16 protein-coding genes are annotated in these 13,159 nt (G+C 69.2%); 5 read left to right on the top strand and 11 right to left on the bottom strand.

The features are described 5' to 3' along the window. Window positions 1-9 precede the first annotated feature (9 nt). Window positions 10-1,074 carry a TRAP transporter substrate-binding protein gene (locus QQK83_RS07620; RefSeq protein ID WP_284263159.1) on the top strand — a complete coding sequence of 355 codons (1,065 nt, stop codon included), beginning with the start codon at window positions 10-12 and terminating at the stop codon, window positions 1,072-1,074. Here QQK83_RS07620 and QQK83_RS07625 read toward each other — a convergent pair. Genes QQK83_RS07625 through QQK83_RS07635 form a run of 3 tightly spaced genes read right to left on the bottom strand, consistent with a single transcriptional unit; the run spans window position 1,062 to window position 3,505 of the window. After that, window positions 1,062-1,724 (bottom strand): HAD family hydrolase, encoded by a 663-nt coding sequence (locus tag QQK83_RS07625; protein ID WP_284263160.1) that lies wholly within the window; start codon window positions 1,722-1,724, stop codon window positions 1,062-1,064. The genes QQK83_RS07620 and QQK83_RS07625 overlap by 13 nt on opposite strands. Continuing rightward, window positions 1,724-2,290, bottom strand: a complete 567-nt coding sequence (rsmD, locus tag QQK83_RS07630) for a 16S rRNA (guanine(966)-N(2))-methyltransferase RsmD (protein ID WP_284263161.1) — start codon at window positions 2,288-2,290, stop codon at window positions 1,724-1,726. The genes QQK83_RS07625 and rsmD overlap by 1 nt, the downstream gene beginning before the upstream one ends. A 6-nt stretch (window positions 2,291-2,296) precedes the next feature. Continuing rightward, window positions 2,297-3,505 (bottom strand): NAD(P)/FAD-dependent oxidoreductase, encoded by a 1,209-nt coding sequence (locus QQK83_RS07635; RefSeq protein ID WP_284263162.1) that lies wholly within the window; start codon window positions 3,503-3,505, stop codon window positions 2,297-2,299. A gap of 84 nt (window positions 3,506-3,589) precedes the next feature. Here QQK83_RS07635 and QQK83_RS07640 point away from each other — a divergent pair, with 84 nt between their 5' ends. Then, entirely contained in the window at window positions 3,590-4,078 is a 489-nt protein-coding gene (locus QQK83_RS07640) for a peroxiredoxin (RefSeq protein ID WP_284263163.1), read from the top strand. 8 nt (window positions 4,079-4,086) lie between these two features. Here the strand turns inward: QQK83_RS07640 and QQK83_RS07645 are convergent, their stop codons facing one another. The 7 genes from QQK83_RS07645 to QQK83_RS07675 form a co-directional block, all read right to left on the bottom strand. Then, entirely contained in the window at window positions 4,087-4,422 is a 336-nt protein-coding gene (locus QQK83_RS07645) for an ORF6N domain-containing protein (RefSeq protein ID WP_284263164.1), read from the bottom strand. 75 nt (window positions 4,423-4,497) lie between these two features. Continuing rightward, a complete protein-coding gene (locus QQK83_RS07650) occupies window positions 4,498-4,797 on the bottom strand; it encodes a 4a-hydroxytetrahydrobiopterin dehydratase (protein ID WP_284263165.1) in 300 nt (99 codons plus the stop codon). After that, window positions 4,797-5,987 carry a GNAT family N-acetyltransferase gene (locus tag QQK83_RS07655; RefSeq protein ID WP_284263166.1) on the bottom strand — a complete coding sequence of 397 codons (1,191 nt, stop codon included), beginning with the start codon at window positions 5,985-5,987 and terminating at the stop codon, window positions 4,797-4,799. The genes QQK83_RS07650 and QQK83_RS07655 overlap by 1 nt, the downstream gene beginning before the upstream one ends. Window positions 5,988-6,047: 60 nt before the next feature. Further along, the gene (locus QQK83_RS07660; protein WP_284263167.1) at window positions 6,048-6,824 is read right to left on the bottom strand and encodes a glycerophosphodiester phosphodiesterase family protein; all 777 of its coding nucleotides are present in this window, start codon (window positions 6,822-6,824) and stop codon (window positions 6,048-6,050) included. A gap of 9 nt (window positions 6,825-6,833) precedes the next feature. Further along, window positions 6,834-7,316 (bottom strand): RidA family protein, encoded by a 483-nt coding sequence (locus QQK83_RS07665; RefSeq protein WP_284263168.1) that lies wholly within the window; start codon window positions 7,314-7,316, stop codon window positions 6,834-6,836. A gap of 85 nt (window positions 7,317-7,401) precedes the next feature. After that, on the bottom strand, window positions 7,402-8,715 hold the full coding sequence (locus QQK83_RS07670) for an HlyD family type I secretion periplasmic adaptor subunit (RefSeq protein ID WP_284263169.1): 1,314 nt from the start codon (window positions 8,713-8,715) through the stop codon (window positions 7,402-7,404). Continuing rightward, window positions 8,712-10,436: a type I secretion system permease/ATPase gene (locus tag QQK83_RS07675; RefSeq protein ID WP_284263170.1), complete on the bottom strand. Its 1,725-nt coding sequence runs from the start codon at window positions 10,434-10,436 to the stop codon at window positions 8,712-8,714. The genes QQK83_RS07670 and QQK83_RS07675 overlap by 4 nt, the downstream gene beginning before the upstream one ends. Before the next feature lie 187 nt (window positions 10,437-10,623). On the opposite strand from QQK83_RS07675, the gene QQK83_RS07680 reads away from it, so the two are divergent. The 3 genes from QQK83_RS07680 to QQK83_RS07690 are packed head-to-tail and all read left to right on the top strand — an operon-like array spanning window position 10,624 to window position 12,729. After that, on the top strand, window positions 10,624-11,505 hold the full coding sequence (locus QQK83_RS07680) for an MlaA family lipoprotein (protein WP_284263171.1): 882 nt from the start codon (window positions 10,624-10,626) through the stop codon (window positions 11,503-11,505). A gap of 25 nt (window positions 11,506-11,530) precedes the next feature. Beyond that, window positions 11,531-12,106: an MlaC/ttg2D family ABC transporter substrate-binding protein gene (locus QQK83_RS07685; protein WP_349816221.1), complete on the top strand. Its 576-nt coding sequence runs from the start codon at window positions 11,531-11,533 to the stop codon at window positions 12,104-12,106. Window positions 12,107-12,162: 56 nt separating this feature from the next. Next, window positions 12,163-12,729 (top strand): hemerythrin domain-containing protein, encoded by a 567-nt coding sequence (locus tag QQK83_RS07690; protein WP_284263173.1) that lies wholly within the window; start codon window positions 12,163-12,165, stop codon window positions 12,727-12,729. Here the strand turns inward: QQK83_RS07690 and QQK83_RS07695 are convergent. Then, window positions 12,726-13,145 (bottom strand): hypothetical protein, encoded by a 420-nt coding sequence (locus QQK83_RS07695; protein ID WP_284263174.1) that lies wholly within the window; start codon window positions 13,143-13,145, stop codon window positions 12,726-12,728. The genes QQK83_RS07690 and QQK83_RS07695 overlap by 4 nt on opposite strands. Window positions 13,146-13,159 lie beyond the last annotated feature (14 nt).

A 13,159-nucleotide genomic window follows, 5' to 3' on the forward strand; every position in this document is an offset into this window, starting at 1 on the left:
GGGGCGCGAATGACCTTCGTTAAGACCCTGACCGCCGCCCTTGCGGGCCTGACGTTCTCCACCGCCGCCCTGGCGCAAGAGGCCGAACCGGAGGTGACGCTGCGCTTCCAGCATTTCGTCTCGCCCGCCTCCGCCAACCCCACGCATTTCATGCAGCCCTGGGCCGACGCGATCGAGGAACAGTCGAACGGCCGCATCGCGGTCGAGATCTTCCCCTTCATGCAGCTCGGCGGCGCGGCCCCCGATCAATACGACCTGATCCGCGACGGCGTGATCGACGGAGGCTGGGTCATCCCCGGCTACCAGGCAGGCCGCTTCCCCGAGGCCGAGGCGCTGGAACTGCCCTTCATGACGACGAAATCGGCCGAGGAAGCCAGCCGCGCGGCCTGGGCCTTCACGCAAGACTTCCTGATGGACGATTTCGCCGACGTCCATGTCGTCGCCGTTCACATGCACGGGCGCGGGTTGATCCACCTGCAGGCCCCGCCGATCGCGGCGTTGGAGGATTTCAACGGCCTGCGCCTTCGCGGTCCGTCGCGCGCCGCCACGCTTCTGCTGGAGCGCCTTGGCGCGACGCCAGTCGGCATGCCCGTCCCCGCCTTCCCCGAGGCGCTGTCGCGCGGCGTGGTGGACGGCGGCGTGATCACCTGGGAACAGGCCCCGTCGCTGCGGCTGGACGAGCTGACCGAAAGCCACACCGACGTGGCGGGGGATCATTCGCTCTACAACCTCTATTTCCTCTGGGCGATGAACCGCGACAGTTACGAAAGCCTGCCCCCCGATCTGCGCGCGGTGATCGATGCGAATTCGGGTCTGATGGCCTCGGCCTGGGCGGGCCGTGCGCATGACATCGGCGACGCTGCGGGGCGGCTTGCGATGGAAGAGGCGGGCAACACGATCGCCGAGATGTCGCCCGAGCTGACCGCCGAGATCGCGGCGCTTGGGGACCAGGTGATCGCCGACTGGATCCTCGAGGCGAATGCCCGCGGTCTGGACGGTGCAGCCCTGGTCGCGGCCGCCCGCGCGGCGGTCGAAGCCGAAACCGGCAGCGCGCCGGGCCCCTACACCGACTGAGCCGGGGTCAGCCCGATATGAGGCGCGACGGCATCCATGTGCCGGATGACCGTCGCGCCCTCGGCGCTCAGCCGATCCTCGTGCCCCTCGGGCACGTAGCCAAGGCAGGCCATCCCGGCCCGCCGCGCGGCGATGGCGCCGCTGGGGCTGTCCTCGATGACAAGGCAGCGTGACGGGTCGGCCCCGTTCCGGGACGCCGCGATCAGGAACAGGTCCGGGTCGGGCTTGGACACGCCCAGCGCATGAGCCGAGTAGCGCCGCCCCTCGAGCCGCGCGGCAAGCCCGGTCGCGCCAAGGGTGATGTCCATCTTCTCGTCGCTGCCGTTCGAGGCGACGCAATAGGGGATGCCTGCGGCATCAAGCGCGTCCAGAAGCGCCGGGATGCCCGCGATCACGTCGACGCCTTGGCGAAGGGCTGCGTAGATCTCGTCATAGATCAGGTCGATCCAGTCCGCAGGCAGGTCGGCCCCCATCGCGCGGGCGATATCCTGCACGCCGGTCATGCTGCGGCCGACGAAGGTGTCCATCGTCTGCGCGAGCGTCATCGTCAGACCGTGCCGCGCGAGGTTCTCGGACAGGATGCGGTTCGAGACCGTCTCGCTGTCCACGAGAACGCCGTCACAATCGAAGATCACAAGATCGGGTCGCATCAGCTTGCCTCATGTCGCAACAGGGTGATGACCGTGCCGCCGTAGCTGCGCTGGTCGAGCAGGCTCAGGCCCGGCGGCGGCAGGGGCGGCGCGCTGTCTTCCCAGACCACCAGCGCGCCGGGCGCGATCCAGCCGCCTGCCAGCGCCGAGGCCAAGGCCCGTTCACCCAACCCCCGCCCATAGGGCGGATCGAGGAACACGAGGTCGAAACCCGCGCCCTTCACCGGCCCAAGGTCGGTCGCGTCGCGGCGAAAGACCTTGGTCACCCCCTGCGCGGAACACAGCGCCACGTTCTCGCGCAACAAGGCGCGCGCCGCCGTGCCGTCATCGACGAAGGTCACATGCGCCGCCCCGCGGCTGAGTGCCTCGAGCCCCAGCGCGCCGGTGCCCGCGAACAGGTCCAGCACCCGCGCGCCCGTGATCGGGTCGCCGTATTTGCCGCTGGTAATGACGTTGAACAGGCTCTCGCGGACCCGGTCGGTCGTGGGGCGCAGATGCGCCGCGGCATCGCCCGCGCCGACCTCGGCCAGCTTCTTGCCCCTCAGACGCCCCGCAACGATCCGCACCTGCGCCTAGCCCTTCAACAGCGGCTTCAGATCCGCCTCCGCGTCGCCCACCAGTTCGGGCGCGGGCGACTTGCCCGCTTCGATCAGGCGCTTGCCGATCATGAAACCGCGCGGGTCGTTCATCGCGTCGACGGCCAGCAGCGTCTCGCCCTTGTAATACCAATGCGACCGCGCCGCGCCGCCGTCGCGGACGACGACACGGTCATAGCCGGTGTTCAGCCCGGCGATCTGAAGCTTCACGTCGTATTGGTCGGACCAGAACCACGGCTGCGGCACGTAATCCGCGCCCGCGCCGAGGATGTTCTTCGCAACCGCCTCGGCCTGGTCGATGGCGTTCGGCACGCTTTCCAGCCGGATGCGGTCGCCCTTGTCGGGCAGGCTGGCGCAATCGCCCGCGGCCCAGATCGCCGGGTCGCTCGTGCGGCCCTGCCCATCGGTCCGGATTCCGTTCTCGATCGCCAGCCCCGCAGCCTCGGCCAGGGTGGTGGCGGGCGTGATGCCGATGCCGACGATCACCATGTCGAAGGGATGCTCGGTCGCGTCCGAGAAGATCGCGCCGGTGACGCGGCCATCGACGCCCACAAGGCAGGTCAGGCCGACGCCTTCGCGGATGTCCACATTGTGCGACCGGTGCAAAGCGCGGAAATAGTCCGAGGTCTCGGGCGCGGCGACACGCTGGAGGATTCGCTCGGACATCTCGATCAGCGTCACCTCCATCCCCCGCTTGCGGGCGACCGCGGCGGCCTCGAGCCCGATGTAGCCGCCCCCAACGATCAGCGCGCGGCGGCCCGGCTGCATGCCGGGTTCCATCGCGTCCACATCGCGCAAGGTGCGGACGGTGTGGACCCCGTCAAGGTCGCCGCCGATGGACGAGGGCAAACGCCGCGGGACCGAGCCCGTGGCCAGAACCAGCGCGTCATAGGGGTAGGCGGCATCGCCTGCCCTGACCTGCCGGCCTTCGCGGTCGATCCCGGTAACGCGGGTCTTGAGCAAAAGCTCGATCCCGTTCTCGGCGTAGTAGCTTTCGGGCCTGAGGTAGAGACGCTCCAGCGCCATCTCGCCCAGAAGGTAGGCCTTGGACAAAGGCGGGCGCTGGTAGGGGGGCGCGTGTTCCTCGCCGATCAGCGTGATCCGGCCCGCGAAGCCTTCGGCGCGCAGCTTGGCCACGCAGGCCGCCCCCGCCTGCCCGGCACCTACCACGACAATCTTCTCCATCGCTCTCACCTTTCGCGTTGGCCGCCTGTCGCGCGGACCCTATATGGCGGGCGAACGGATACACAAGCGAAGGGGACCCCCAAGATGACCATTTCCGTCGGCGACACGCTGCCCGATGCCACGCTCCTGATCTTCGGTGCCGAAGGACCGGAAGGCGTGAAGATGAGCGACAAGCTGAAGGGCCGCAAGGTCGTGATCTTCGGCCTGCCCGGCGCCTACACGCGCACCTGTTCCGCGGCGCATGTTCCCAGCTTCATCCGCACCAAGGGTGATTTCGACGCCAAGGGCGTGGACGAGATCATCTGCGTTTCGGTCAACGACCCCTTCGTCATGGCCGCCTGGGCCAAGGACACCGGCGCAGCCGAGGCTGGGCTGACCTTCCTCGGCGATGCGGGCGCGGAGTTCACCAAGGCCATCGGCATGAACTGGACGGCGGAACCGGCCGGGTTCTACGACCGCTCGCGCCGCTACGCGATGTATGCCGAGGACGGCGTCGTGAAGGTGCTGAACGTCGAGGAAGGGCCGGGCGCCTGCGACATCTCGGCCGGCGAGACGCTGCTCGAGCAGATCTGAGACAAGGGCTACTCGCCCGAGAGGGTGCGAAGCGTCTCGAGAAATCCTGTCGCTTCGCCCGTCTCGAGATAAGTCTGCGCGGCGATGACCACACCATGTTCGGTGAAGGCCCAAGGGGCCGTTCGCAGTCCGCCATGGCCGCTTGAAATCACGTTCTGTGATTTCAAGTCCTCCCACTCGGCGGTGGTCAGCTGAAAGGCGAAATCCTCGGAAAACCGGTCTATGTTGCGCCGGATCGTCTGGTTGAACGGGCGCTTCGTGCCGAACCGCTCGGCGATGTCACTGTCGAGGGCGACCGGATAGCCGCGAAACTGGTAGACGGGAATCGACGGCTGGGCGGACACGCGGGGCACCGGAAACTTGAAATCACAATTTGTGATTCCAAGAAGCCGGAGCGTCAGAGACCTGTCAACACGTCCCTACCCGGCCAGCCGGTCCATCTTGGACGCCAGCGCCACGTCGAGATTGCTCAGGCCCCCGACATCATGGGTGGCGAGGGTCACGTCCACCGTCTTGTAGACATTGAACCATTCGGGGTGGTGGTTCATGTGTTCCGCCACCAGCGCCACCCGCGTCATCCAGCCGAAGGCTTCGTTGAAATCGCCGAAGACGAACCGCTTGGTGATCGCCTCGCGCCCGTCGACCATGGTCCAGCCATGCTCGGCCAGTGCCGCGACGGCCTTGTCGAGGTCCGCCCCTTCCAGCTTCTGCGCTTGCATCAGTCCTGCTCCTCCAGTTGGGTCCGTTTGAACGGGCCGTAGCCCGTCATCACCTCGATCTCCTCGTCAATCGCCTCGCGCTCGGCCTCGAGGTAGCGCGCGATGGCCTCGGCAAAGCCCGCGTCGCGGACCCAGTGCAGCGAATGGGTCTGCACCGGCATGTAGCCACGTGCGAGCTTGTGCATCCCCTGCGCCCCCGCCTCGACACGCGAGAGGCCTTGGGCGATGGCGAAGTCGATGGCCTGATAGTAGCACAGTTCGAAATGCAGGCAGGGGTGATGCTCGGTGCAGCCCCAGTAACGGCCATACAGCACGTCGCGCCCGATGAAATTCAGCGCGCCCGCCACGGGCCGCCCGTCGCGCAGCGCCAGCACCAGGAGCATGTCGTCGCGCAGCCGGTCCTGCGCGAGGTCGAAGAAGGACCGCGTGAGATAGGGCTGCCCCCATTTCCGCGCGCCGGTGTCCTGGTAGAAGACCCAGAAGGCATCCCAATGCTCGGGCCTGATCTGGTCACCGGTCAGCGCAACGATCTCGCCGCCGAAGCCCTGCGCCTCGGCGCGTTCCTTGCGGATGTTCTTGCGCTTGCGCGAACTGAGCGAGGCGAGGAAGCCGTCGAAATCGGCGTAGCCGTCGTTTTCCCAATGGAACTGCTGGCTGGCGCGGGGCATCAGGCCCATTTTCGCCCCGGCCTCGGCCTCCTCCCCGGTGCAGAAGGTGATGTGGAGCGAGCTCAGCTCGTTCTCGTCGGCCAGTTGCACCGCGCCCTGCACCAGCGCGGCCATCCCCGTCTCGCGCCAGCCAGGGCGCGTCAGGAAGCGCCGCCCGGTGGCGGGGGTGAAGGGCACGGCCATCTGAAGCTTGGGGTAATAGCGCCCGCCCGCGCGCTCATAGGCGTGGGCCCAGTTGTGATCGAAGATGTATTCGCCCTGGCTGTGCCCCTTGGCATAAAGCGGGGCTGCGGCGATCACCTGCCCCTCGGCGCGGGCCACGATGTGCCGCGGGGCCCAGCCGGTGCCGGTGCCGACCGAGCGCGACTGTTCCAGCGCCCAAAGGAACCGGTGCGTGGTAAAGGGATCGTCGGGCCGCCCGCCATCACCCGCCTCGGGGCAGGCGCAGGCATCCCAGTCGGCGGCGTCGATCTGCGACAGCGACGACAGGACTTCGATCTCGATGGGCTGGCTTCCGTCCACGCGCGTGCCTCCGGCCTCTCGTTGGGGACGTCGCACCAGATGGGCCGCGCCGGGCGCGCGTCAATCCCGCGGCGGGTCGAGCGGCGGCAGGTAATCCTCGAACGTCACGTTGTCCGCGACGCGCCGGGCCTGCGCCTCGTCCTGTGCGCTGCGGATCGTCCAGCACAGGATCGGGACGCGCTGCGCCTTCAGTTCGGCCACCCGCGGGCTGCCGAGGTCTGTCCAGTCGTGGCTTATGAACCGCGCGCCCACCTGCCCGAAATGTGCGATGCTGCGCAGCGCGCTGCAGGTCTCGGGCGGCAGGTGCGGCCATTGCGAGGGGATGTAGCCGCAGGTCACCAACCCGCGCGGCACATCGGGGGCCAAGTCGCGCATCTGCGCGATCATGTAGGGGTTGAAGGACATCACGGCGACATCGCCGCCATAGCCCTCCAACTCCATCGCCACGGCACGCTCGAGCTCGGCCTCGGCCTGCCCCAGCCCGCCGGACTGGTCCTTGAGTTCCAGCAGGAGGGGCACCGCCCCGTCCACCATCTCCAGTACCTCGGACAGCGTCGGGATGTGATCCTCGCCGCCCCCGAGGCGCAGGTCGCCCAGTTCGCGCGCGGTGCGGCCCCGGACCGGGCCGGTGGTCTGCGTCAGCCGGTCGAGCGTGTCGTCGTGGAACACCATCGCCACGCCGTCCGAGCTGAGTTGCAGGTCCAGCTCGATGCCGTAGCCCGCCTGCATCGCCCGCCGGATCGCCGTCGGGCTGTTCTCGATCACACCACCCGCGGCATCATGCAGGGCGCGATGCGCGATGGGCCGCGCGGTGAAGGATCGAGGAAGCTCCGCCATGCTGTCGCCTCAGGCCGGGAGGATCTGGAAAATGCCCTCGACCTCGACCGCGCAGCCGAAGGGCAGGGCCCCCGCGCTGACCGCCGAGCGGGCATGCCGCCCCTTGTCGCCCAGCACCTCGACGAAGAAATCCGACGCGCCGTTCACGACCTTGGGCTGGTCGCCGAAATCGGGGGTGGAGTTGACGAAGCCGGTCAGCTTCACCACCCGCACCAGCCGGTCGAGATCGCCGCCGCAGGCAGCCTTGACCTGCGCCAGCAGGTTCATCGCGCACAGCCGCGCGGCGGCCGCGCCCGCCTCGATCTCCATGTCCTCGCCAAGGCGGCCCTTGATCAGCGTCGACAGCCCCGCCGAGGTCATCGGCACCTGCCCCGACACGTGAACGAGGTCGCCCGCGACGGCATAGGGCACGTAATTCGCGCCCGGTGCGGGCGGCGGTGCGTCCAACTCGATCCCGAGCTCTGCCAAACGTGCGTCGATCTCTCCGGCCATATCGGTTTTCCTTTGCCCGAACCCTGTTGCGGCGAAAGCTAGCCGCGCGCCGGGGAAAGGAAAAGGCCCGCCGAGGCCGCAACCCTCAACTTTCCCGGAAGGCGCGGGCGAAATAGGCCGTGAAGGGCTCCAGCAGATAGGCCAGCGGCGTGCGGTTCTCGGTGCGGATATAGGCCTCCACCGGCATGCCCGGCAAAAGCTGCCGCGGGGCAAGGCGGGCGATCTCGCCCTCGTCCAGCACGATCTCGGCCCGGTAGAAGGTCAGGCCCGACCCCTCGTCGGTGAAGACATCGGCCGAGACCTGGCTGACCTGTCCCATCAGGTCGGCCATGTTGCGCATGTCGAAGGCGGGGAAGCGCAGCGTCACCTCCTGCCCGACGAAGACCTGGTCGACGTCGATCGCGGGCACCTGCGCGGTGATCACCAGCGGCCGCCCCTCGGGCACGAGGAAGGCGACCGGATCGGCGGGGCGCACGACCGATTGCGGGCCGAAGACCCGCAGCCCGAGGATGCGGCCCGCGACCGGCGCGCGCAGCTCCAGCTCGGCGATGCGCCGCTCCAGATCGGCGCTGCGCTGGCGCAGCTCTTCCTCGGTGACGCGGATCTCGCGTAGCTGCGCGATGGCCTGTTCGCGGCGGGCGGTGTCGAGCTGAAGGATGGCAAGCCCGGTCTCGACGATGCGCTCGCCGGCCTCCGCTCGGCGGGCCTCCAGCTCGCCCAGCGATCCGCGCAACTGCGCGGCGTCGCGCTGCAGGCGCAACACCGGATCGGATTGCACGAGGCCGCGGTCAAGCAACCCCTGCTGCCGCTCGAGGTCGGTCTCGACCAGCGACAGTTGCTCGCCCAAGGCTGCCTCTTGCGCGTCGAGGGCGGCGATCTGCGCCTCGATCTGGGTGATGCGGCCCTGCAACTGCGCGGTTTCGCGCGTGAAGGTCTCGGCGCGGGCGTCGAACAGGTTCCGCTGCCCCTGCAGCAGGTCGGCCAGCTCGGCCTCGCCTGTGGAGCGCGCCACGAGATCGGGGGGGAAACCGACCTCGGACGCGCCATCGCGCTCGGCCTCGAGCCGGGCGCGGCGCAGCCGCACCTCGTGAAGCTGCGCCGCCGCAACGGCGCGGTCGCGGGCCAACTGGCCGGGGGCAAGGCGCAGGATCACCTCCCCCGCCGCGACCCGGTCGCCCTCGTCCACCAGAAGCTCGGCCACCACGCCACCCTCGGGGTGCTGGATCGCCTGCCGGTTGCGCTCCACCTCGATGCGGCCGGTGGCGATGACCGCGCCCGACAATTCGCTGAGCGCGGCCCAGCCGCCGAAACCGCCCAGAAGCAGTGACATTGCGACCAGCCCGGTCAGCAGGGGACCGCGCACCGACCAGGCGCGTGCGGGATCGTTGCGGGCGCTCATGACACACCTCCGGGGGCCGCGGTCCTCTGGATGTCGGCGTAATTGGTCAGCGTCTTCTGCAACACCTCCTGCGTCGGGCCGAACATCACGGGCACGCCGCCCGACAGCACCAGGAGCCGGTCGCATTCGCGGATCGCCGAGGGGCGATGCGCCATGATCAGCACCGCGCGGCCGTCGGCCTTGATCTCCTGCACCGCCTTGTTCAGCGCGACGGAGCCGTCGTTGTCGAGCGCCGAGTTCGGCTCGTCCAGCACCAGAAGCACCGGATCGCCGTACAGCGCGCGGGCCAGCCCGATGCGCTGGATCTGCCCCCCCGACAGCCGCGCCCCAAGGCCCGAGACGCGGGTCTCGTAGCCTTCGGGCAGGTTCAGGATCATCTCGTGCGCCGCCGCGGCACGGGCCGCCGCAACGACCTTGTCGGTATCGGGCGTCTCGGTCAGGCGGGCGATGTTCTCGGCGATGGTCCCCTCGAACAGCGTCACCGCCTGCGGCAGGTAACCGATGTGCAGCCCCAGCTCGTCGGGGTCGTACTGGTCCAGCGTCGCGCCATCGAGGCGGATCTGCCCCGCCGCGGGCAACCAGACCGAGGTGACCGCGCGCGCCAGCGTCGACTTGCCCGAGCCCGAGGGGCCGATCACGCCCACCGCCTGCCCCGGTTCGACGGCGAAGCCGACCCCGCGCAGTGTGGGCGCACGCGCGCCCGGTGGCACGACCGACAGCTGCGTCACGTCGAGCCGCGCCTTGGGCCTTGGCAGGGACATGCGCGGCGGCGGCGCGCGCTCGGCTTCGAGCAGCGCCCGCAGGCGGCCCCAGCCCTGTCCGGCCTCGGCAATCGCGCTCCACTGGCCGATGGCCAGCTCGATCGGTGCCAGCGCGCGGCCCAGCAGGATCGAGCCCGCGATCATCGCGCCCGCCGTCATCTCGGCCTGCAGCACGAGATAGGCGCCAAGGCCGAGGATCGCCGATTGCAGGAACAGCCGCAGCGTCCGGGTCATGGCGGTGAACCCGCCGACCCGGTCGGCGGCGCGCATCCCCTCGGCCAGCGCCGCGGCGCGTTGGCGACGCCAGCGGGCAAAGGCGCTGCCCTGCATGCCCAGCGCGCGGATCAGCTCGGCCTCAGCCTGCATTTCGCCGGCCATGCGGTCCGCGAGATGCGAGGCCGCCGCCGAGGTGGCGATGGGCCCACGCGTCAGCGCGCGGTTGACCAGCGTGATCACGATGAGCAGTGCCGCGCCGCCGACAGCCAGCCAGCCGAGCCAGGGGTGAAACAGGAAGATCGCCGCGATGAAGAGCGGCGTCCAGGGCAGATCGAAAAGCGCCATGAAGACCGGTGCAGCCGCGATTCGCTGCACCGAGCCAAGATCCTGCAGCGCGGTCTGCCGCTCGCCGGTGCCCTGCGCCCGCGCCAGCGCGGCGCGGAAGATGCGGCCGTCCAGCGCCTCCTGCAGGCGGGCCCCGTAGCGCGCGGCGACGCGGCCGCGGACGTAATCCAGAACGCCCATCATCAGGAACAGGAAGACGATCAGCACGGTCAGCGCGACCAGCGTCTCCTCCGAGCGGGAGCCGAGGACGCGGTCATAGACCTGCAGCATGTAGAGCGGCCCGGTCAGCATCAGCGCGTTGACCGCCATGCTGAACAGGGCCACCGACCACAAAAGCCAGGCGTTGCGCCTGCGGAACTGCGTCAGGTCATCGGGGCCAACCCCGGAACGGCGAGACATCGCGGCAATCGTCCTCGAACAACTCGTACAAATCGGGCATGGCCCGGGGGCGGCCCTTGACTCCGGCCCGCCCGGACACGTCTAACAAACACAAGACCCCGGTGACTAGATGCCGTCCGAAGCCTTTCCATCCGGTTTCGCCCGGCCCCCGTCGCCTGCACGTTCACGAACCAACGGGGAAGCTGCCGTGCCCCTCATCCGCCGCATCCACCGGCTGACCGCCGTCTTGTCTGCCGTCATGCCCGCGGCCCTGCTGGCGCTGCTGACCGCCTGCGGACCGGCGGCCCTGCCGCCCGGCGACAGCATCCGCGACGCGGACGAGGCGCAGAACCGCGCGGTTCACCGGTTCAACCTGTCGCTCGACCGCGCGCTGGTCGGCCCGGCCTCGGAGGGTTACGGATCGGTCGTGCCCGAACCGCTGCGCCGCGGTGTCGGCAATGTCGCCGCGAACCTGTCGCAGCCATCGCATATCGTGAACAACCTGCTGCAGGTCCGCATCGGGCAGGCGAGCCACAACACCTTGCGGTTCCTTGTGAATTCCACCGTCGGGCTTGGCGGCCTCTTCGATCCGGCGACCGCCCTCGGCCTCGAGCCGCGCGAGACGGATTTCGGCGAAACCCTGCATGTCTGGGGCCTTCCCGAGGGCGATTTCGTGATGCTTCCGGTTCTCGGCCCCTCGACGACGCGCGACAGCTTCGGGATAGTGATCGACACCGCGCTGAACCCGCTGCGCCATGTCCTGCCCGAGGCCGACCGGCCCTATGCCACGGCGGTGGGCGTGCTCGGCCGGTTCGGGGACCGTCACGACAACGGCGAACTGATCGACAGTGTTCTGCGTGACAGCGCCGACAGCTACGCGCAGCTGCGCTCGCTCTACCTGCAGAACCGGCGGTTCGAGCTGGGCGGGCCGAGGCTGGGCTACCGGACGGACGGGGCGGCCGATGGCCTCGATGCCGACCCCTACGCAGACCCTTATGCAGACCCCTACGCAGATCCTTACGCCGACCCTTACGCGGACGCCATTTCAGATCCCTATTCGGACCCCTATATCGACGCCTATGCCCAGTGACATCCGACCGACCCGCCGAACCCTCGTGACAACCGCCCTTGCCGGGCTGGCGCTGCCGCTTGTGCCGCGCGGTGCCGCGGCGCTGACCACCGCCACGGCCTCGGGGCTGGTCGAGCAGGTCGCGGCCGAGATCACGCGCATCATCAACTCGGGACAGTCCGAAGCCGCGATGATCCGCGATTTCGAGCGGATGATGGGCCGCTACGGCGACATGCCCACGATCGCGCAATCGGTGCTCGGTCCTCCCGCGCGCTCGGCCAGCCGGGCGCAGCTTTCGGCCTTTGCCGATGCGTTCCGCGGCTACATGGCGCGCAAATACGGACGCCGCTTCCGCGAGTTCATCGGCGGCACCGTCGCGGTGGAGGGGGCGCAGGACGGAGGGCGCTTCATCGAGGTGATCTCGAACGTCCGCATCCCCGGCCGCGCACCCTTCGAGGTGCGTTTCCGCGTCTGGGACCGCTCGGGCAGCCCGCTGTTCATCGACATGTTGATCGAGGGCGTCTCGCTGGTGATCTCGGAACGCTCCGAGGTGGGGTCGATCATGGACCGCAACGGCGGCTCGGTCGACGCCACGATCGAGGCGCTGCGCCGCCTCGGCTGATCCGGGCGTCGCGCTTTGCATTGCCCCCCGACCGGGCGGGGGCTAACTGTGACGGCATGACAGAGCTTTCCCTCGACACCCGCTCCGGCCTGCCCGAGGCGCTGCGCATTCTCCTTGCGGAGTATCCCCGAGACGGCTGGGCCGCGCATCCGCAGTTCCGGGGCCTCGTGAGCTTCTGGCTCGAACGGCACATGATGTTCCGTCAGCTGATGGAGCACATGACCCGCGAGACCGAGGGGTTTCTCGACGGCAACCGCGACCCGCAGGGGTTCGCGCAGGGGATCGGGCGCTACGGCGGGCTGTTCGTGAACCAGCTTCACGGGCACCACCAGATCGAGGATCACCATTATTTCCCGATCCTGCGCGACCGCGAGGCGCGCATCGCCCGCGGCTTCGACCTGCTGGACAGCGACCACCACGCGCTCGACGGCATCCTTTCGCGGTTCGTCGAGCAGGCGAACGGCGCGATCCGCGGCGTCTCGGGGCCGGACCCCAAGACCGGGGCGGGCGCACTGCGCGACGGGTTGGCCGGCCTCGAGCGGCTGATCGACCGCCACCTGACCGACGAGGAGGACCTGATCGTTCCGGTCATCCTGCGCGACGGGCCGGGCGGGCTGGGTTAGGCATCGGCGCGGCGCCACAGCGGGCCGACTGCCAGCGCCAGCACCGCGATGTTGAACACCGCGTTCGAGGGATGGCCGGACAGGATGGACCCCGCGCTGTCGATGACGAACCACAACAGCGCCCCGCCGACCACCGCGCGGCGCACCGCCTCGGGCGCGGCATCGAAGGGCGCGCCGGACAGAAGCCACACGGTCGCCGCCCACCCCGCAAGGAAGCCTGCCATCAGACCGCAGAGAAAGCGCGCCTCGGGCGAGGCGAGGCTGACGGTTCCGTCGAGCGGCAGGCCCAGAAGGTCGATCACCCACTCGGCCGGGCCTGCCGTGGCGGGGATGGTCGCCAGCAGCAGGAAGGGCGCGAAGCCGCCGATCACGAGGGCGCTGACGCGAAGCCAGCGTTTCTGGGTCTGGAGGGTCATGGCCGGGGTTCCTT

Origin of the sequence: Roseicyclus amphidinii (assembly GCF_030163755.1) — a bacterium.
In the GTDB taxonomy this organism is placed as follows: Bacteria; Pseudomonadota; Alphaproteobacteria; order Rhodobacterales; family Rhodobacteraceae; genus Roseicyclus; species Roseicyclus amphidinii.

Coding starts and splice junctions, on each gene's coding strand:
- QQK83_RS07660 (WP_284263167.1), bottom strand. CDS start 6,824: ATGGCGGAGCTTCCTCGATCCTTCACCGCGCGGCCCATCGCGCATCGC.
- QQK83_RS07675 (WP_284263170.1), bottom strand. CDS start 10,436: ATGTCTCGCCGTTCCGGGGTTGGCCCCGATGACCTGACGCAGTTCCGC.
- QQK83_RS07620 (WP_284263159.1), top strand. CDS start 10: ATGACCTTCGTTAAGACCCTGACCGCCGCCCTTGCGGGCCTGACGTTC.
- QQK83_RS07635 (WP_284263162.1), bottom strand. CDS start 3,505: ATGGAGAAGATTGTCGTGGTAGGTGCCGGGCAGGCGGGGGCGGCCTGC.
- QQK83_RS07670 (WP_284263169.1), bottom strand. CDS start 8,715: ATGAGCGCCCGCAACGATCCCGCACGCGCCTGGTCGGTGCGCGGTCCC.
- QQK83_RS07650 (WP_284263165.1), bottom strand. CDS start 4,797: ATGCAAGCGCAGAAGCTGGAAGGGGCGGACCTCGACAAGGCCGTCGCG.
- QQK83_RS07695 (WP_284263174.1), bottom strand. CDS start 13,145: ATGACCCTCCAGACCCAGAAACGCTGGCTTCGCGTCAGCGCCCTCGTG.
- QQK83_RS07640 (WP_284263163.1), top strand. CDS start 3,590: ATGACCATTTCCGTCGGCGACACGCTGCCCGATGCCACGCTCCTGATC.
- QQK83_RS07625 (WP_284263160.1), bottom strand. CDS start 1,724: ATGCGACCCGATCTTGTGATCTTCGATTGTGACGGCGTTCTCGTGGAC.
- QQK83_RS07665 (WP_284263168.1), bottom strand. CDS start 7,316: ATGGCCGGAGAGATCGACGCACGTTTGGCAGAGCTCGGGATCGAGTTG.
- QQK83_RS07690 (WP_284263173.1), top strand. CDS start 12,163: ATGACAGAGCTTTCCCTCGACACCCGCTCCGGCCTGCCCGAGGCGCTG.